The sequence below is a fragment of the Polaromonas sp. YR568 genome (assembly GCF_900116715.1).
Lineage (GTDB): Bacteria > Pseudomonadota > Gammaproteobacteria > Burkholderiales > Burkholderiaceae_C > Polaromonas.
In genome coordinates, this window is sequence record NZ_FPBM01000003.1 from 96,717 (window position 1) to 113,924 (window position 17,208).

General features: G+C 60.4%; 20 protein-coding genes. 16 read left to right on the forward strand and 4 right to left on the reverse strand.

The window, feature by feature from the left end; genetic code table 11:
- Window positions 1–17 precede the first annotated feature (17 nt).
- The 7 genes from BM408_RS07925 (at window position 18) to BM408_RS07955 (ending at window position 5,662) form a co-directional block, all read left to right on the forward strand.
- Entirely contained in the window at window positions 18–1,043 is a 1,026-nt protein-coding gene (locus BM408_RS07925) for an AAA family ATPase (RefSeq protein WP_092128737.1), read from the forward strand.
- Window positions 1,024–1,989: a DUF58 domain-containing protein gene (locus BM408_RS07930; protein ID WP_092128739.1), complete on the forward strand. Its 966-nt coding sequence runs from the start codon at window positions 1,024–1,026 to the stop codon at window positions 1,987–1,989. Before BM408_RS07925 ends, BM408_RS07930 begins: the two co-directional genes overlap by 20 nt.
- A gap of 21 nt (window positions 1,990–2,010) precedes the next feature.
- A complete protein-coding gene (locus BM408_RS07935) occupies window positions 2,011–3,108 on the forward strand; it encodes a VWA domain-containing protein (RefSeq protein WP_175541722.1) in 1,098 nt (365 codons plus the stop codon).
- 88 nt (window positions 3,109–3,196) lie between these two features.
- Entirely contained in the window at window positions 3,197–3,583 is a 387-nt protein-coding gene (locus tag BM408_RS07940) for a DUF1090 domain-containing protein (RefSeq protein WP_092128741.1), read from the forward strand.
- A gap of 288 nt (window positions 3,584–3,871) precedes the next feature.
- On the forward strand, window positions 3,872–4,051 hold the full coding sequence (locus BM408_RS07945) for a hypothetical protein (protein ID WP_139237318.1): 180 nt from the start codon (window positions 3,872–3,874) through the stop codon (window positions 4,049–4,051).
- A 76-nt stretch (window positions 4,052–4,127) separates the two neighbouring features.
- Window positions 4,128–4,766 (forward strand): TetR/AcrR family transcriptional regulator, encoded by a 639-nt coding sequence (locus tag BM408_RS07950; protein ID WP_092128745.1) that lies wholly within the window; start codon window positions 4,128–4,130, stop codon window positions 4,764–4,766.
- Between the two features lie 191 nt (window positions 4,767–4,957).
- Window positions 4,958–5,662, forward strand: a complete 705-nt coding sequence (locus BM408_RS07955) for an SDR family oxidoreductase (RefSeq protein ID WP_092128748.1) — start codon at window positions 4,958–4,960, stop codon at window positions 5,660–5,662.
- A gap of 91 nt (window positions 5,663–5,753) precedes the next feature.
- Here the strand turns inward: BM408_RS07955 and BM408_RS07960 are convergent, their stop codons facing one another.
- Complete coding sequence (locus tag BM408_RS07960; protein WP_092128750.1) at window positions 5,754–5,978, reverse strand: glycine zipper 2TM domain-containing protein; 225 nt, start codon at window positions 5,976–5,978, stop codon at window positions 5,754–5,756.
- 311 nt (window positions 5,979–6,289) lie between these two features.
- Between BM408_RS07960 and BM408_RS07965 the strand changes: the two genes are divergently transcribed.
- The gene (locus BM408_RS07965; protein WP_092128753.1) at window positions 6,290–6,646 is read left to right on the forward strand and encodes a hypothetical protein; all 357 of its coding nucleotides are present in this window, start codon (window positions 6,290–6,292) and stop codon (window positions 6,644–6,646) included.
- Window positions 6,647–6,725: 79 nt separating this feature from the next.
- On the opposite strand, the gene BM408_RS07970 is transcribed toward BM408_RS07965, so the two are convergent.
- Together BM408_RS07970 and BM408_RS07975 are read right to left on the reverse strand one after the other, a co-directional pair.
- On the reverse strand, window positions 6,726–7,205 hold the full coding sequence (locus tag BM408_RS07970; RefSeq protein WP_092128755.1) for a VOC family protein: 480 nt from the start codon (window positions 7,203–7,205) through the stop codon (window positions 6,726–6,728).
- A gap of 287 nt (window positions 7,206–7,492) precedes the next feature.
- The gene (locus BM408_RS07975) at window positions 7,493–7,900 is read right to left on the reverse strand and encodes a DoxX family protein (RefSeq protein ID WP_092128757.1); all 408 of its coding nucleotides are present in this window, start codon (window positions 7,898–7,900) and stop codon (window positions 7,493–7,495) included.
- Between the two features lie 394 nt (window positions 7,901–8,294).
- Here BM408_RS07975 and BM408_RS07980 point away from each other — a divergent pair, with 394 nt between their 5' ends.
- The 8 genes from BM408_RS07980 (at window position 8,295) to BM408_RS08015 (ending at window position 16,180) form a co-directional block, all read left to right on the forward strand.
- Window positions 8,295–8,966 carry a GAF domain-containing protein gene (locus BM408_RS07980; protein WP_092128759.1) on the forward strand — a complete coding sequence of 224 codons (672 nt, stop codon included), beginning with the start codon at window positions 8,295–8,297 and terminating at the stop codon, window positions 8,964–8,966.
- Between the two features lie 67 nt (window positions 8,967–9,033).
- Window positions 9,034–9,324, forward strand: coding sequence for a hypothetical protein (locus BM408_RS07985; protein WP_092128761.1), 291 nt, complete (start codon window positions 9,034–9,036; stop codon window positions 9,322–9,324).
- Between the two features lie 110 nt (window positions 9,325–9,434).
- Complete coding sequence (locus BM408_RS07990; protein WP_092128763.1) at window positions 9,435–9,779, forward strand: hypothetical protein; 345 nt, start codon at window positions 9,435–9,437, stop codon at window positions 9,777–9,779.
- Window positions 9,780–9,839: 60 nt separating this feature from the next.
- The gene (locus BM408_RS07995; RefSeq protein WP_092128765.1) at window positions 9,840–10,304 is read left to right on the forward strand and encodes a DUF3592 domain-containing protein; all 465 of its coding nucleotides are present in this window, start codon (window positions 9,840–9,842) and stop codon (window positions 10,302–10,304) included.
- 2 nt (window positions 10,305–10,306) lie between these two features.
- A complete protein-coding gene (locus BM408_RS08000; protein WP_092128767.1) occupies window positions 10,307–10,864 on the forward strand; it encodes a hypothetical protein in 558 nt (185 codons plus the stop codon).
- Between the two features lie 376 nt (window positions 10,865–11,240).
- On the forward strand, window positions 11,241–14,171 hold the full coding sequence (locus BM408_RS08005) for an autotransporter outer membrane beta-barrel domain-containing protein (protein WP_092128769.1): 2,931 nt from the start codon (window positions 11,241–11,243) through the stop codon (window positions 14,169–14,171).
- Window positions 14,172–14,385: 214 nt separating this feature from the next.
- Window positions 14,386–15,450, forward strand: a complete 1,065-nt coding sequence (locus tag BM408_RS08010; protein ID WP_175541723.1) for an acyltransferase family protein — start codon at window positions 14,386–14,388, stop codon at window positions 15,448–15,450.
- 124 nt (window positions 15,451–15,574) lie between these two features.
- Window positions 15,575–16,180 carry a GNAT family N-acetyltransferase gene (locus BM408_RS08015; RefSeq protein ID WP_092128773.1) on the forward strand — a complete coding sequence of 202 codons (606 nt, stop codon included), beginning with the start codon at window positions 15,575–15,577 and terminating at the stop codon, window positions 16,178–16,180.
- 30 nt (window positions 16,181–16,210) lie between these two features.
- Here BM408_RS08015 and BM408_RS08020 read toward each other — a convergent pair whose 3' ends face one another.
- Window positions 16,211–17,095 (reverse strand): LysR substrate-binding domain-containing protein, encoded by an 885-nt coding sequence (locus BM408_RS08020; protein ID WP_092128775.1) that lies wholly within the window; start codon window positions 17,093–17,095, stop codon window positions 16,211–16,213.
- Between the last annotated feature and the right edge of the window lie 113 nt (window positions 17,096–17,208).

Genomic DNA, 17,208 nt, shown 5'->3' on the forward strand with positions numbered 1-17,208 from the left:
CCCAAGGAAATCGACGCATGGAACAGACCGCCTCCGCCCCCGTGAACACCAATGCCAACCAGGACACCGCGCAGCTCATGGAGCAGATCCTCTATGAGGTCAAACGTGTGGTGGTAGGGCAAGACCGCTTTCTGGAGCGCGTCATGGTCGCCATACTGGCGCAGGGCCATTTGCTGGTTGAAGGCGTGCCGGGTCTCGCCAAAACGCTGACCATCAAGACCCTGGCCAACACGGTGCAGGGCAACTTCAAGCGCATCCAGTTCACGCCCGACCTGGTGCCGGCCGACCTGGTGGGCACCCGCATCTACAACCAGAAGACCGGCGAATTCAGCACCTCGCTTGGCCCGGTCTTCACCAACCTGCTGCTGGCGGATGAAATCAACCGCGCACCGGCCAAGGTGCAGAGCGCGCTACTCGAAGTGATGCAGGAGCGCCAGGTGACGATTGCCGGCACCACGCACAAGGTGCCCGAGCCCTTCCTCGTCATGGCCACGCAGAACCCGATTGAAACCGAAGGCACCTACCCGCTGCCCGAAGCGCAGGTCGACCGCTTCATGATGAAAGTGCTGGTGGACTACCCCACCGACGAAGAAGAGTTCGTCATCGTGCAGCGCGTGACAGGCCCGGCCGTGGCCGTGAGCGCCGTGGCCACCACCGAGCAACTGGCCGCGTTGCAGGCCGAGTGCCGCCGCATTTATGTGGACCCGTCCCTTGTGCAGTACGCCGTGCGCCTGGTCTCGGCCACCCGCAACCCGACCAAACACGGGCTGAAAGACTTGCAGCGTTTCATCACCTTCGGCGCCAGCCCGCGCGCCACCATCAACCTGACCGAGGGCGCCCGCGCCCTGGCCTTGCTGCGCGGACGCAGCTATGCGCTGCCTGAAGACATGACGGACCTGGTGCCCGATGTGCTGCGCCACCGGCTGGTGCTGTCGTATGAAGCCCTGTCTGAAGGTCTCTCCGCGGATGGCCTGGTTGCGAAGATCATGGCCAAGATTCCGCCGCCCGCTAAACCACTCGAGCATGAAAAACTCGCCGCCTGAACCAGTCAAATCCGCAGCCGCCAGCGCAGAACAACTCCTGCGCCGGCTGGAGTGGACTGTCCTGCGCCGGCTCGACGGCTTGCTGCAGGGCGACTACCGCACGCTGCTGCGCGGCGCTGGCATGGATCTGGCCGACCTGCGCGAATACCAGCACCACGACGACGTGCGCCACATCGACTGGAACGTCACGGCGCGGCTGCAGCAGCCCCACGTGCGCGTCTTCACCGAAGACCGCGAAATGAGCGCCTGGTTTCTGCTCGACCTGAGCCCGTCTATGGACTTCGGCTCCAGCGAGCTGCGCAAGCGCAATGTCTCGGCAGAATTTGTCGCCGTGCTGGCGCGCATGCTGACTCGCCACGGCAACCGTGTGGGCGCCATGCTCTACGGCTCCGGAGTGGATGCCGTCATCCCGGCGCGCGGCGGCCGCCATCATGTGCTGCATTTGCTGCACACCCTGCAGGCCCGGCCCGAAACCAGCATCCTCGGCCCCACACGACTGCACGAGCTGCTCGAATCCGCCGCCAATCTGGTGCGCCGGCGTTCCACCGTGTTTGTGGTGTCCGACTTCATCACCGAGCCTGGCTGGGAAAAGCCCCTGGGCCAGCTCGCCCGCCGGCATGAAGTAGTGGCCGTGCGCCTGCTCGACCCACTGGAGCTGGACCTACCCGACCTCGGCCTCATCCCTATCCGCGACGCCGAAACCGGCGAGCAGTTGCTGGTCGACACGCACGACGCGGGCTTTCGCAAACGTTTTGCCCGCATCGCGGCCCAGCGCGAGTCCGAGCTGCGGCAGTCACTGGCGCGCGCCGGCGTCGACACGCTGGAGCTCTCGACCGACGACAATCTGGTCGACGCCATCATGCGCTTCACCGATCTGCGCAAGCGCCGCAGCCGCCTCTCCGGTGGAGCCGGCGCCTTGCCCTCCCACCTGAAGCACGCGGCCTGACGCTGCCAAGGACTTTTCACCATGAACTTCAGCTGGCTCACCACTCCGATGTCCAAACTGCCTTTGCCGACCTTTCTGTGGCCGGAATTTTTGTGGCTGCTGCTGGCCATTCCGCTGCTGGTGCTGATCTATATCTGGCTGCTGCGCCGCAAAAAGAAAAACGTGCTGCGCTACGCCAGCCTCTCCATCGTGCGCGAGGCCATGGGCCGCGGCCAGGGTTTCCGCCGGCATGTGCCGCCGCTGCTGTTTTTGCTGTCCATAGCCGCCATGCTGATAGCCGCCGCCCGCCCCTTTGCCGTGATCAGCCTGCCCTCGCAACGCGAGACCATCATCCTGGCGATGGATGTATCCGGCAGCATGCGCGCCAGCGACGTGCTGCCCAACCGCCTGGTCGCCGCGCAAAACGCCGCCAAGGCTTTTCTCGCCGATTTGCCGCGCAATGTGCGCGTGGGCATCGTCGCTTTTGCGGGCACTGCCTCCGTCGTGCAGCAGCCCACGCTGAGCCGCGAAGACCTGGTCGTCGCCATCGACAAATTCCAGCTGCAGCGCGGCACGGCGATTGGCAACGGCATTGTGGTTTCGCTGGCCGAACTCTTCCCCGACGCCGGCATTGACCTGGCCTCCATGCAATACGGCCGCGAAAAACCGCGCGGCACCTCCATCGACCAGGCCCTGAACCCCGACAAAGACGCCAAGAAAGAGTTCGTTCCCGTCGCCCCCGGCTCCTACACCTCGGGCGCCATCATCCTGCTGACCGACGGCCAGCGAACCACCGGCGTTGATTCGTTAGACGCCGCCAAAGCGGCCGCTGACCGCGGCGTGCGCGTCTACACCGTCGGCGTCGGCACGGTAGACGGCGAAACCATCGGCTTTGAAGGATGGTCCATGCGTGTCAAGCTTGACGAGGAAACCCTCAAAGGCATCGCCCGCACCACCCAGGCCGAGTACTTTTATGCCGGCACTGCAGCGGATTTGAAGAAGGTCTACGAAACGCTCAGCTCACGCCTGGCCATCGAGAAAAAAGAAACCGAAATCTCCGGCTTGCTTGCATTGGTTGCCGCAGCCTTCGCGCTGGTGTCGGCGAGCTTGTCGCTGCTGTGGTTTAACCGGATTCTTTGAAGCGCCTTCTTCGACGCTTTTTTCCGCGCCCTTGTCACGGGGCCTTGTCATCGGGCGTCTGCCCGCCAGTTTTTACCAAGGGAGTCTTATGAAAATCACGTTCGCCACCATCACCCTCGCCAGCCTGCTGGCGCTCAGTAGCGCCACTGCCGGCGCGGCAACGCCTTCGGCCGCCTGCGAGGCCAAGCGCGCCAGCATTGAAACCGAGATTACGCAGGCCAAGGCCAATGGCCATCCTGAGAAGGTGAAAGGGCTGGAGCGGGCGCTGAAAGCCAACAAGGCCGGTTGCACCGACGCTTCGCTGGCGGCCGCGCGTGACGCCGACATCCGCAAGGCCGAGCACAAAGTCAAGGCGCTGGAAAAAGACCTGGCCCGCGCCGAGAAAAAAGGCAAGGCAGACAAGATCGCTCGCCAGAAGGCCAAGCTCGAAGCCGCCAAAACTGAACTTGAAGCGGCGAAAAAACCCGTTTCCTGATGCCACGCTGCGGCCAGGCTTCCTCGGGCCCTGGCCCAAAAAGCCGCAAAATTGGGAGTCAAGTGGCTCCAAGCCAATGAGATAGAGCGGAATTAGCTACCCTTTTGATAGCAAATCAACTCCGTCATCGCCCCTCACTGCGGCGCGATTTGGCTTCTACGGTGCTTTCCTGCTTGTCCGGCACGGTGTACCTCCTTCATTTGCAGGATATTTTTGTAGGCCGCCGCCGAAGTAAGAAAAAGGTGTCTGCCGACACCGTGCCGCATGCCGGCTTTGAAGATGTATCGCATGAATACATCCATCCACATCCCCCTTGAGCTCGAGTCCACCCGCGACGAAACGCCGGCTGAATCGAGCACCCGCGAGCTGCTGCTCGGTTTGCTGCTGGGCGCAGGCGCGCTGGTGTCCGTGCACCTTGTGTGGCGCATCGTGCTGCTGGCCCTGCACTGGCTCGGCCTGCTGCCGTAGCGGGGCCTTGCCCGGCGTTCGCCCGGTGCCGGCCGGGCCGGCGGTTTGCGGCCTGCATGTTTTGCTTCAATGATGTATGATATGCATCATGCGAAACGCAGCATACACCAAAATCAATGCCAGAGCAGCCGCCAAAGAGGCCTCACACGAGCGCATCGTGTCCGTCGCCGCGCGGGCGATACGCCGCAGCGGCTACGACGGCACAGGTGTGGCCGACATCATGAAAGAAGCCGGCCTGACGCATGGCGCGTTTTACGCCCATTTCGCCTCGCGCGAGGCCATGCTGGCCGAGGCCGCGAGCCGGGCCTGCGCCGAGGCGTCTGCCGTCACGGCGGGCGTTGTGGCTCGCGCGCCCTCGGACCAGGTGCTGGAATCCATGCTCCGCGGTTACCTCTCGCGCGAGCACATTGAGCAGGTTGAGACCGGCTGCCCCCTGGTGGCGCTGGGCTCGGAAACGCCGCGCCAGGCGCCTGAAGTACGCCGGGCCACCACCCGGCACATCAAGGAAACCATTGACTTGGTCGCCCGCCAGTCGCCAGACTGGGGCCAGCCCGGCGCGCATGAAAAAGCGCTGGTGACGGTGGCCACCATGGTCGGTGCCTTGCTGCTGGCCCGCGCCGTCGACGAGCCCGCGCTGGCAGACAGCCTGTGCGAAGCGGCGGTCAAGCACCTGACGCCAGCGCCGGCGGCTCCCGCGTCTTCTACGGCCGCCTGAATTCATCGAAATACAAGCACCACTCTTGTTTTTTCCGTTCACCTCTACATATGACATACATCATACGAAATCAAAGAAAACGCAAAAATCATGAAACTGCCCGTTCCGCCTGAAATCCGCTGTTGACCCCCGTCAGCTCCATTCACCCATTTTCCCAAACCTGTTTATTTCTTCCCAACCTGGAGATCCTTATGAAAATCAAAAATGCTGTTGTCCTCGTCACCGGCGCCAATCGCGGCATCGGCCTGGCTTTTGCCCGTGAGCTGCTGGCCCGCGGCGCCAGCAAGGTCTACGCCGGCGCGCGCGACCCCGCCACCGTCAAGCTGCCCGGCGTGCAGGCCTTGAAGCTTGACGTCACCAAGCCCGAAGAAGTGGCCGCCGCCGCCAAGCTGGCGTCCGATGTCACCCTGGTCATCAACAACGCCGGCGTCGGCCAGCCCGGCGGCTTCCTCGCTGCCGACAGCGAAGCCGTCGCCCACCGCATGCTGGAGACCAATTTCTTCGGCGTGCTGCGCATGAGCAAGGCCTTCGCGCCCGTGCTCAAGGCCAACGGCGGCGGCGGTCTGCTCAATGTGCTGTCTATCGTTTCGTGGGTGAACGGCGGTGAACTGGCGGCCTACTCGGCCAGCAAGTCCGCAGCCTGGTCGCTGACCAATTCGCTGCGGCATGAACTTGCAAGCCAAAAGACGCAGGTGCTGGGCTTGCACATGGGCTATGTGGATACCGACTTGATCCGTGAGTTCGACGTGCAGAAGTCCAGCCCGGAAGACATCGTCAAGCGCGCGCTCGACGGCCTCGAAGCAGGTGCGGACGAAGTGCTGGGCGACGAACCTACCCAGCAAGTGAAGGCCGGGTTGACTGCCGCAAGGCCCAGCTACCTGCCGCAGTTGGCGTGAGCTTCAAGGGCTAGTACTGACCAGTCAAAACCAGCCAGTCAAGAAGGGAAGAAGGGCGGCCCGCGAAAGGGCCGCCCTTTTTTAATTCAGCTTACCGTTTCGGCTTGCTGATCTCATGCCCGATGACGCCGCCGGCTGCGGCGCCGCCAATGGTGCCCAGAGCGCTACCGCCCGTCAGGGCCGAGCCGGCTACGCCGCCCACACCTGCGCCGATCGCGGTGTTTCGTTCCTGCGTCGTCATGCCGCTACAACCGGCCAGGCCTGCAAAGCCCGCCACTACCACCGCATAAAGCGCGCTACGTTGGATGGTGATCATGTCAATCTCCTTAAGACAGTTGATGAAGGTGTGAAGAGCAAATGCCGCTGTATCACGCCATCCAACCCTTCTTCACGAGAATGAAATGCCACCGTTGGGAGATGAGTCCACTGTGGCGGCTTTTCATTGCTGGTGTCTTCATGCTAGGCCGCTGACTCTTCGCAGGTGTAGGACGATGGCCCGTATCGCTGAGTACTCAGTCCGATCCGCACCGCAGTGAACGCCGGATGCGAAACGCTTCTTTCCCCGGCCAGACACTCAGGAGTTTGAGTGCCTTGGTACAGTCCTCCTGTTCAAAGGGAGGAACACGAATGGAAACACCAATAGAAACGGCAACACTCAAACAAGTCAAAAAAGCCACCGTGCCAGACAACATTCGCAGCATGAGCGCGCACATCGGGCTCGGCGTTCTCTACGCTGTGATCGGTCTCGGGTTTATTGCTATTTTTGGCAGCAACTCAGCGTCCGTCATGGGGACGATTCTGTTCATCCTGATGCTCGGCATCGCCCATGGTGTGATCGCGTTTGGCGCCGCCCGCGCAGCGCCCTGGGCGCGAACGTCTTCCATGGTGATTGGCTGCTTGATGTTGCTCGGCTTTCCCATCGGAACAATCATCGGGGTCTACCTGCTCGTCAACCTCAAGTGGCCCCCACCGACCACGCAGTGACAAAAAAAACGGCCTCCAGGGGCCGTTTTTTATTTGCGGGCGAAGCGCCGCGCCCAGTCAGGGCAGCCGGAAGGCCGGTTCAGCCCTTGCGCGCAGCCTCAATCGTAGCGACGTCGATCTTCCGCATCGTCATCATCGCGTCGAACACGCGCTTGGCCACCTTGGGGTCGGGGTCCGCAATGCCATCAGTTAGCACACGCGGCGTGATCTGCCATGACACGCCCCATTTGTCTTTGCACCAGCCGCACTCGCTTTCCTGGCCGCCGTTGTTGACGATGGCGTTCCACAAGCGGTCGGTCTCGGCCTGGTCGTCCGTCGCGATCTGGAAAGAGAAGGCTTCGGTCTGCTTGAAGGCTGGGCCGCCGTTCAACCCCATGCAGGGAATACCTGCGACGGTGAACAAGACCGTCAGGACATCCCCTTGCTTGCCGGAAGGATAGTCACCCGGCGCATGGAATATCGCGCCGACCGAGCTGTCGGGAAACGTCTTGGCATAGAAGGTCGCGGCCTCAAGGGCGTCACGGTCGTACCACAGGCAAATTGTGTTCTTGCTGGTCATGTCATATCTCCTGAACGTTGGAAGCTTGCACCCGGCATCGCCGGACGCAAAAGCGCTTATCGTATTCACCAAAGCGGGGCTTGGGTGCCGAACTAACCCTCGGATGTGGACAGGTCTGCCGAACTTGAATGGGTTCGATCTTCCTTAAATTCCCCGTAGTCCATGTGATCCGCTGGACAAGAAAAATCGTAGGGCGCACTTCCGCGTTGGAGATGTAGGACAGCTTCCAGGATTGGTCGGCGCGAAGCCGACACCCGGGCTTCGGGTGCCGGCAACCCCGGCTTGTTTTATGACTTTCGCGAACGCAAGGCGTCCACACTCCAGGCGCCACCGCCGGCCACGGCAAGATAAAGAAAGACAAAGCAAAACAACACCGCCGACTCACCTCCATTAAGCATGGGGGCCAGGAAGAAGCCCTTGGACGCGTGGCCAATGAAATAAGCGCACGCCAGCAGGCCCGACAGCACAAAAGCCACAGGCTGCGTGAACAAGCCAATCAGCAACAGGGCGCCACCCGCCACCTCCAGCATGCCGGCGACACCGATCAGCGAGAAAAACTGCAGGTTGTCAAAGAACGCCACATGGGGAAACTTGAATAACTTTGCCGAGCCATGCTCCAGCAGCAAAAAAGCCGACACGATGCGCAGCACGGAAAGAACGCGTTCGTTCAGAAAGGAGTTATTGATCAGGTTCATAAGTGTTTGTAGATGTGTAGGTATGAAAAGTTAAAAAGAAATGGTCGAAATAAAAGTTTGAAATCGTCTTTGGCCCCGTATCCCATACGCCTCCCTGAAGGGGCCATAGCCCTCGCTCTGCAAGGGTTTCAGAGAGTTGGTCGCATTACAGCCCCGCCCTCCCTCTCATCACAAGCGACTTTTTTTGAACGATTTATCAGCGCCTCTTAACAGTCATCTTTCACCTATAAAACACATCTGGACCGGCCAGACCGCAAGCCACCAGACCCGTGTTGCAAACGAGTGCCAAAGCGCCTGTGCAGGCCGAGGGCATAATCGTTGTAACCATCAGTTGCGCCATTGACGCTGACGCTCCAGAGCTGTTCTGGCTGCTGGCCATTCAAGAGGTGCGCCCATGGAAGAACCTTTCGCAATCGACCTGGCCGGCATCCCGCCCGCCATCCAGCAGGTCATTGCCAATCATTTGCTGAGCGAGCGGCCTTCCCGGGCGCCGGACTACAAATCCGAGGTGGAAGCCACCTCCGAAGTCATCAAGGCGTTGAGGGAAACCCCTGGCTCCGTCCTGACCACCCTGTCGTATGCCGTCAAACGGCTCACCGGCGCCGATTCCGCCGGCGTAAGTTTGTCGGGGCGCGACGACGGTAACCGGATCCTGCTTTGGCAAGCAGCAGTGGGCCTCTTCGAAAAATACCTCGGCAGTGTCGTGCCTCACGCTGAGAGCCCCTGCGGCACGGTGCTGGAGACGGACAAGATCATCCTGATGGTGGACCCGGCGAAAGCGTATAAAACCGCCGCGCAGATTGACCCGCCCATGCGCGAAGTCTTGCTCGTGCCCTTTCACGTCGACGGACGTGTCGCGGGCACCGTCTGGCTGATTTCCCAAAGCGCCAAGACCTTCGACGCCGAAGACGCGCGGCTTGCCACCAATATCTCCGAACTCGCGGCACTGGCCTACCAGGTGCTGACCCGGCTCGGCGATATGGAGCTCCTGAGCCGCACGGTGCAGCTCGCTGCTGACAGCCATTTCATGCAACGCCCGCTGGCCACGTCGCGCCTGGCCTCCTGAGGGCCCGCGTCCGTTGCGCGAGCAAACCGTCACGCGCCAAGGCCAGTGCCGTACTTCCTGAGCCCCCATGGATAAAGCCTATTTCGCCTGGATCTTGCTGATAGCGGGCGGTGCGGTTGCAGGGCTCTTTGTCAGGCCCCGCACCCTGCTCATTTGCGCAGTCGCCGCCTTTGCCATTGCCGGCGCGGGGCTGGCAGTGGGGGCGATGCAGAACAATGAGAACCTCGTCGTGTTGTCGGGCTTAGCGCTCATGATGGTTCCGGTTGGTGGTGGGCTGATCGTGCTGGGTGCCGGGCTGACCGGCGAAGCGCGCAGGATCGTGGCCAAGCGAAAAAAGCAGCAGGAAAGTGAAGAGTAGATGTAAGGCCCAGCCGGCCTGCGGAGCCTAAGCGTCAAACTATGGGCGGCTTAAGCGCTTCATCGCCTGATCGGGTTGATACTCCAACTGACATGTTATTAACTCACCCCATGGAACCCCATCGCGTCAACATCATCAACACGTTGCAGTTGATTGCATCTGCGGCGGATCAACTTGACTACCAGCGGCAAGTACCAGCCGTCAACGTGGCGACAGAGCTGGTCAATCAATGGTTTGATGATTTTTACCATCCGGGCGATGCAAGGTTTGAGGCCGACTTTTCATCCGGCGAGCTCAAAGCCCTGGTTGAATTCAATGCGTTCTACGATGTGCGGGTATCGCAGCTTCCCGATGATCTTTCCGAGATGCTTGAATCGCCCGTGTGGCTCGAGGTCATGGCCGCGGCGGACAAGGCACTGGGGGCGAACAACTGGTACGCCGTGGATGCACGATAGAACCAGCCCCTATTTTCGACCAGTCAATAAAAACTCTGTTCCCCGTTATTCAGGTCAAACATGAAATTCCTTGCGCTGCTTTTGCTGATCTTTTCCGGTGTGTTCTACCTCTTTGGCTCTGAAGAAAAAGAGCGGATCGAAACCATGACCTCGGTTGCCAGCTCACCGGGCTTTGCTCCTGCCACCATGGACGGTATGAGCAAAATATCGAGCAAGCGCGGAGACTCATACCGGGTGCACTTCAAATATGTGGTGAACGGCGTGACGTATCGCACAAGCACTACTTCAACCAACGAAACCGGCGCCCTGCAATACGCTTCTCAACCCACTGTAGAAGTGGCTTACGACACGCGAAAACCATCAGTCGCCACGTTGCGGCGCTACTATGACTTGCGCGACAAACGCGAAACTGTGGGGCGCGCGCTGTTCGTGTCGGGCATTCTTTCGCTGGGCATCGCTTTGCCTATTGCCTTCGGCTTTGCCTGGCCCCTGGGGTGGCTGCGCCGCAAGAAGAAGGTATCCTGATCATGAAATACCGCCCATACGTGGCCTTTGCAGCCCTGCTGCTAGTTTGTTCCTCCGCCATTCACGCCACAGAGCCTGCCAGCGACGCAGTGAAGTATCTGCAAGATCGCATCTTGTGGGTTACGGCAAGCGATCTCCGGGATGGATTTTCTACGAAGTCTCTCGAGTCAAAACTCAACATCGCGTTTAGCAAGCCGGTGGAACTCAAGGGGCCTGACGGGACGATCAATTTTGCTAGTGTGGCGTCTGCTCCGCCATTTCTGGAGGCCGCGGGGGTCAAACTGATTCATACCCAAACACCAGCAGGCAAGCCACTCAGGTCGCTGCACATCATGTTCGGCAGCAAGGAGCCGTGCGTCCCTCTGCAGGCAGCTGTCTCGTCGCCGCGGTGCACATTCGCAAAGCCCTACATGGCAGCCGCCATCACCATGCCCGGAACTCCACAGACCTTCAGCCTGCAAGGAATGGTGTGCCCCAAAGAGGGAAACCGTGACGTTGTCGTCAGGCTGACCGCACCGGATCAAAAATGTATTCGCGTCGTCAGTCTGAGCGAGGACTAGCAAACACGACGGCCACGGCCTCAACTCCGCTGCGGCGCTGGTCTAAATCGCTGTCCGCAAAGCGGAGCGTCCACCCTGCGAGCCCGCACAAACGCAGTGCCGGCAACGCACAGCATGAAGGCCACCCCTCCATTCGAAGGAGAACCGTCATACACCTAAGACCCCCGACCAATTTCGGCGAAGCATTCTAGTAAAGCTCTCGGTTGTTGGCTCGCAGCATGAGAAATGCCTGACTGGCCGCATGTGTCGTCAAAAAACTTAGCACCCTATGCAATGATCGCCGCGCGCGCATTCTTCGCTGGTGCGCGCAGCAAACGCAGATGTCATACGTTTGATGTATCTGCCTGTAGCGATTTAATAATAAAGAGGGATTTGCATGAACAATTCTTACCGGGTGATCTGGAACCTGGCCCATCAATCGTGGATGGCAGTGCCCGAAACGGCGGCAGGCAGGGGCAAGAGCTCCGTCAAATTGCCCGGTCTGCAAGCGCCCTCTCATGCTCTCACATCATCACGGCGCTATCTGGCGGTCTGGCTTTCACCGTTGGCGGCGGCGCTGCTCGTCGTCTTTGCCGGCGGTGCGCTGCGCGAAGCGCGTGCGGCCACTTACACCGCGTCGACGCAGGCCGAGCTCATCACGGCCATCAACCAGGCCAATGCGGATGGTGACCCTTCGTCAACCATCAACCTGACCGGCAATCTGGCAATTGCCGCGCCTGGGCTCATCCCCGCAGTGACCAAGGCGCTGACGATTGCACCCGGCGCTTTCACGCTGTCGACCACCGGCACCGGCAACTTCAATACCTCGGCACTTCTGACCATCAATGGCAGGGTGACCAGCGCCGGCGCGTTCACCAAGGACGGCGCAGGCACCACCGTGCTGACCGGTACCGGCAGCACCGTCGCCAACAACATCAACGTCACGGCGGGCGCCTTGCGTGTGGAAGGCGGCGGCCAGATCACCTTCGGCGGCGCCGCCGGCGGGCTAACCCTGTTAGGCGACAACACGAGTGCAACCGTCACCGGCGCCGGCTCCCTGATGAACGCCATCACAGGAGCGACCTTAATTGGCTCAGTGGCGGGCAGCACCCTGAACATCGAGAACGGCGGCTTTTTCAACACCGCCGGCACCTTCAGCCTGGCGGGGGTGGCAGGCACCACAGGCACGCTCAACGTCACGGGCGCCAATTCACGGTTCACCATCACCAATCCCATTAACGTCGCCAGGGGACGTGCCTTTATCAACGTCACCAACGGCGGAAGAATACAAAGCGACAGCGCGACCCTGGGTGGCATCCCGGCGACTTCGCAGGGCGGAATAACCACGGTACTGATCTCCGGTGCGGGTTCGCGCTGGGACGTTACAGGCCTCTACGTCTTGCACGGCGGCAGCACGTCGATTCTGGACGGCGGGGTTCTGCGCGCCAACATCGTGAATATCGCGACGGCGGCCACATCAGCCTCCAGCGCGCTGGTGTCGGGTGCGGGTTCCCAGCTGATCGCCAACGTCACCCTGGCACTGGGAACGTCGGGCAACGGCGAGCTGACGATTGCCAACGGCGGCACAGTCACATCCACCACCGGCACGCTCAGCATCGCGGCCAATGCGGCCGGCAGGGGCACGCTCAGCATTGGCGGCGCCAGAGGCCAGGCGGCCACGGCAGCCGGTACGCTCAATGCAACGACGGTGCAGTTCGGCGCGGGCACAGGTATCGTCAACTTCAACCACACCGACGCGAGCTATACCTTCAACCCCGTCATCGCCGGCAACGGTTCGGTGGAGTTGAATGGCCCGGGCACCACGCTGTTTGGCGCGGTCAACACTTATACCGGCACCACCACCATCAACGGCGGCACCTTGCGGGCCAGCGGCCTGAACCGTCTTGCCGCGGCTTCCGCTCACATCGTAGGTGCAGGCGGCACGCTGGACCTGGCGGGCTTCAGCCACACGCTGCCATCACTGAACAACAGCGGCCTCGTGTCAACTGTTGGCGCCGCCCCCGGCACCAATTTGACGGTGACGGGCGCCTATGTAGGCACCGGCGGCACCGTGCGACTGGGTACGGCGCTGGGCGCGAGCAACAGCGTCAGCGACCGGCTGATCCTGAACGGTGCGGGCGCAAGCGCCACCGGCAACACCAATATCCAGATCATCAACCTCGGCGGCCTGGGCGCGCTCACCACCGGCAACGGCATTGAGGTGGTGACCGCGCAGGGCGGCGCCACCACGGCCGCCACCGCCTTCGCGCTGACCAATGGCCACGTGGACGCCGGCATTTACGAATACAACATCTTCCGGGGCACCGCCGACCAGAACTGGTACCTGCGCTCCGCAGTGGGCGCCATCCCGACCTACCGTGCCGAAGTGCCGATGGTGTCGGCCCTGCCCACACATATCCGCCTGGCCGATACCGCGATGCTGGGCAACCGCAGCATGCGCAGCGGCGACGCCGCAGCGGACCCCAGCGAGAAAGCCGCCATCGCGCGCCATGGCTGGGGCCGCGTGATCACGACCGACATCGACGTGACGCAGCAGGGCTTTGCCAGCCCAAAAAGCGCTGGCCGTTTATATGGCTTCCAGACGGGTACGGATTTGCTTGCCGATTCAAGCTGGCGTGCAGGTGTGTATGTAGGCGCGCTTGACGGCACTGTGGACGTCAGCGGTTTTGCGCGCGGCGTACAAGGCCCTGTAGGCGGCAACAAGCTGCGCGCCCGTTACCTGGGCGGCTACGCCACCTGGGATACAGGCACAGGCTTTTACGCTGATGCCGTGCTGCAGGCCGGCTACCAGGACTACACACTGCGACCCACAGGCAACGCAATTTCGGCGTCCAGGAGCGACAGCTTGCTCACGTCCGTGGAAATTGGCCAGGCCTTTGAAGTGGGCAGCGGCTGGAGCATCGAGCCGCAGCTGCAGCTGGTTCACCAGCACATCAAGCTCAACGACCTAGCCCTGCCCAACGCCGGCGTGCAGCAAGACAGCCCCGACAGCCTGACCACACGCATCGGCGTGCGTGTGAAAACCGAGATGACCACCAGCATGGGTGTGCTCAAACCCTATGGCCGGCTGAACTTTTACCGCGCCTCCAGCGGCCTGGACACCGCACGCTTCGGCAGTGGCGCTGCCATCACAGACATCACCACGCGCAACGGCGGCAGCTGGACGGAAGCAGCCGTGGGCATGACGCTGGCCATCGACAAGACCTGGAGCGTCTATGGCGAAGCCGGGCGCTACTTTGCCAATGGCGGCGATGTGAGCGTGCGCAGTGATGTAAGTGCATCGCTGGGGGTGATTGCGCGCTGGTAAGGAGGCTCCCCGGCCCCTGGAACCTTCTGGGGGCTTTGGCAGCTCTAGCCAAAGCCCAAAAAAAGGGGGGGAGAAAATTCTGTGAGCACTTCAAGCCGGATGTAGCGCCAGGCCTGGGCAAGACCGTTGTTTAATGTGGCGCAAGCGGTCACCCCTATTTGCAGGAGCCCGCAGCAATGATCGCCATCCGGCTTCGCGTGCGACACTCCGGCACATGAAATTATCCAGCGTACTTCTTAGGGAAAACAATAACCTTGACCTGTTTCGGTTGCTGGCTGCCGGGATGGTGATATACAGGCACGCCTATGGACTTGTGTCGCAGGGAGGACAGAAGGACCTTGTAGAGCGAATGCTGGTCTTTGATACGGCGGGTTCATTAGCCGTGAAGGTATTTTTCTTTTTAAGCGGACTGGTGGTGGCAAACAGCTTGCTCCAAAAGCGCGATCCAGTTGATTTCCTGGTAGCAAGGGCATTCCGGGTGTGGCCGGCCCTGATCTTTGTTGTACTTTCAACAATCCTGTTTATAGGGCCACTGGTCACCGATTTGTCACTCGGGGAATACTTCTCGAGTCCGCAGATTTATTTCTATTTTTTTGAAAATATCCGTCTTGATACGGTCTACGGATTACCGGGAGTGTTTGCCAATCTTCCACACCCTTTGGTTGTCAACGGTTCTTTGTGGACCTTGCAGTATGAGGTCGCGGCCTATTTAACTTTGCTAGCCCTCTTTATGCTGGGCGTTTTCAAATCCCGGTTGCTGGTTGTGCTCATTTTTCTTGTTGTGGCATTGGATCCACTTACGGGGAACAAGCTGCTTTTCACCTGGAGAGCCAGCAACCCGCACATTGACTTTCTGGCGCCGTGTTTTGGGATGGGGGTGCTGGCCGCAGTATTCAAGGAAGATATAGCCCTGACTTTCAGGGTAGTGGTGAGTCTTCTGGTTTTGTATCTGCTATTTCAAACCTCTATCCTCGGCCCCTACCTTTTTTATGCATTGATCTTCTCGTCAATGCTGTATTTGTCAGCTCAAAGCTGGATGATCAAATTCAAACCTGGTGCTGATGTTTCGTACGGCGTCTATCTCTGGGGATTCCCGATTCAGCAGACGATGATCTATTTCTTTCCGCACGAGGGGATTCTTTTCAATCTGATCTCTTCATTGGTGCTCGCACTTGGATTCGGCTGGTTGTCCTGGACGCTCGTTGAGAAGCGGGGCATTCTCTTCGGCCAGCGCTTGATCAGTTCGAATCTCTTCCGTGGCGGGATGGTCAAACCTTAGCGCCATTGGCCACTACGCTCGAAAAACGGATCATGCGCGTACGCAGTGATGTGAGCAGGCAAAGGGAGCAGGGACCTTGCGGTATACATTACCTTGCCCCTCACATAATGAGTCCAGAAATTCAATGAGCCGCATCGAGCAACCTCAACCCGCACCATCTTCAGAACAAGCCGGCCCGCGGCTTGAGACTGCCCGGCTGATACTGAGGAGCTGGCATCCATCAGACATCCCGGCGCTGCTTGAAGGACTGAATGACTTCAGCGTTGCAAAATGGCTTGCCTTTGTTCCGCACCCCTACACGCTTGAAGATGCCGGGCGATGGGTAGAACATTGCAAAAGCGCAGCTGGCAAACCGGGAAGCCCGGCCGGTTATGAATTCGCCATTGAACTGAAATCCGAACGCAAGGCCATCGGCGGTGTGAGCCTCAGGCAGATCAGCCCGGTTCACGGAACTGCCGGCGGAGGCATCTGGCTCAGCGCCAGGTACCACGGCCATGGGTATGGCAGTGAAGCCTTTGGCGAGAAGATCAGATTCGCCTTTGAAGACCTCCAGCTCAGGCGGCTGGATAACGGCTTTTTCAAAGGGAACGGCGCGTCTCTCGCGATGCAGCAACGGTTCGGCTACAAGGTCGAAGGCGAAAGGCGGCAAGCCTATCGCTGCGTGGCCGATGGGGAGCTGAAGGATGAAGTCCTTACCGGGCTTATCAAGGATGAGTGGAAAAAGGGATAACACCCAGTCCCTGCAAGTCCGACGGTCTCCTCAACGCCCCGACTTGCGAACCTGCACATCCGGCACGATGGTGTCAAAGAATGCCCGGATCATGCGCATCTCGCGGCGCTCGGCCAGACACACGACGTGGGCATAGGTATAGAGTTCGGCGTCACTGATCTGCACCATGTGCAGGCCCGGCCCAGGCACATATTCGACAGCCGACACAGCCGCAATGCCGATCCCCTGAATCACAGCCTCGCGGATCACTTCGCGGCTGGCGATCTCCATCACCACCTCGGGCTTGACCTTGGCCTTTTCCAGCGCTGAATCAAAGGCCTTGCGGGTGGTGGAACCCTGTTCGCGAAAGATCATGCGCTCGCCCTGCAACTCTGCCAGGCGTATGCTGCGCCGGCGCGCAAAGCGGTGGCTTGAGGGCGTGAAGATGACGATCGGATGCCTTGAAAACGGCACCGAGACAAAACGGTCGTCACGCACCAGCTGCGCCAACACGCCCACATCAGCGCTGTAGTCCAGCAGGCGGTCCAGCACGTCTTGTGAATTGCCGGTGGTGACCGACACCTTGATGCCGGGGAACTGCTGGTTGAAGTTCACCAGCACCTTGGTTACGTGGTAAGGGCCCACGGCCGCTACGCGCAGATGGCCCGAGCGCAACTCCCCCGCATCGTCCAGCAGCAGCACCGCGTCGGCCTCCAGGCTGAAGATGGGCTGGGCCAGCTGCATCAATTGTTCACCGAGCTCCGTCAGCTTGACGCTGCGGCCGCGCCGGTGAAACAGCTCGACGCCGTAACGCTCTTCCAGAAATTTGACCTGTGTCGTGATGGTGGGCTGGCTCACGTGAAGGTGCTCGGCGGCACCCGTGAAGCTGCCCATCCGGGCCACGGCATAAAAGGAACGCAGTTGTGTCAGGCGCATGGGTTAACCCTGTGGTCGTATAGATAAATTGTATAGAACACGGAAAAACTTTGAATTGGACGAATACATCGCTCCGATGATGTACTGGCGTCCAGAGCAGGAAACGTGTCATC

Bases quoted from the DNA above. Each gene is read 5' to 3' on its own strand.
- BM408_RS07925 (WP_092128737.1), top strand. From the start codon at position 18: ATGGAACAGACCGCCTCCGCCCCCGTGAACACCAATGCCAACCAGGAC.
- BM408_RS07930 (WP_092128739.1), top strand. From the start codon at position 1,024: ATGAAAAACTCGCCGCCTGAACCAGTCAAATCCGCAGCCGCCAGCGCA.
- BM408_RS07935 (WP_175541722.1), top strand. From the start codon at position 2,011: ATGAACTTCAGCTGGCTCACCACTCCGATGTCCAAACTGCCTTTGCCG.
- BM408_RS07940 (WP_092128741.1), top strand. From the start codon at position 3,197: ATGAAAATCACGTTCGCCACCATCACCCTCGCCAGCCTGCTGGCGCTC.
- BM408_RS07945 (WP_139237318.1), top strand. From the start codon at position 3,872: ATGAATACATCCATCCACATCCCCCTTGAGCTCGAGTCCACCCGCGAC.
- BM408_RS07950 (WP_092128745.1), top strand. From the start codon at position 4,128: ATGATATGCATCATGCGAAACGCAGCATACACCAAAATCAATGCCAGA.
- BM408_RS07955 (WP_092128748.1), top strand. From the start codon at position 4,958: ATGAAAATCAAAAATGCTGTTGTCCTCGTCACCGGCGCCAATCGCGGC.
- BM408_RS07960 (WP_092128750.1), bottom strand. From the start codon at position 5,978: ATGATCACCATCCAACGTAGCGCGCTTTATGCGGTGGTAGTGGCGGGC.
- BM408_RS07965 (WP_092128753.1), top strand. From the start codon at position 6,290: ATGGAAACACCAATAGAAACGGCAACACTCAAACAAGTCAAAAAAGCC.
- BM408_RS07970 (WP_092128755.1), bottom strand. From the start codon at position 7,205: ATGACCAGCAAGAACACAATTTGCCTGTGGTACGACCGTGACGCCCTT.
- BM408_RS07975 (WP_092128757.1), bottom strand. From the start codon at position 7,900: ATGAACCTGATCAATAACTCCTTTCTGAACGAACGCGTTCTTTCCGTG.
- BM408_RS07980 (WP_092128759.1), top strand. From the start codon at position 8,295: ATGGAAGAACCTTTCGCAATCGACCTGGCCGGCATCCCGCCCGCCATC.
- BM408_RS07985 (WP_092128761.1), top strand. From the start codon at position 9,034: ATGGATAAAGCCTATTTCGCCTGGATCTTGCTGATAGCGGGCGGTGCG.
- BM408_RS07990 (WP_092128763.1), top strand. From the start codon at position 9,435: ATGGAACCCCATCGCGTCAACATCATCAACACGTTGCAGTTGATTGCA.
- BM408_RS07995 (WP_092128765.1), top strand. From the start codon at position 9,840: ATGAAATTCCTTGCGCTGCTTTTGCTGATCTTTTCCGGTGTGTTCTAC.
- BM408_RS08000 (WP_092128767.1), top strand. From the start codon at position 10,307: ATGAAATACCGCCCATACGTGGCCTTTGCAGCCCTGCTGCTAGTTTGT.
- BM408_RS08005 (WP_092128769.1), top strand. From the start codon at position 11,241: ATGAACAATTCTTACCGGGTGATCTGGAACCTGGCCCATCAATCGTGG.
- BM408_RS08010 (WP_175541723.1), top strand. From the start codon at position 14,386: ATGAAATTATCCAGCGTACTTCTTAGGGAAAACAATAACCTTGACCTG.
- BM408_RS08015 (WP_092128773.1), top strand. From the start codon at position 15,575: ATGAGCCGCATCGAGCAACCTCAACCCGCACCATCTTCAGAACAAGCC.
- BM408_RS08020 (WP_092128775.1), bottom strand. From the start codon at position 17,095: ATGCGCCTGACACAACTGCGTTCCTTTTATGCCGTGGCCCGGATGGGC.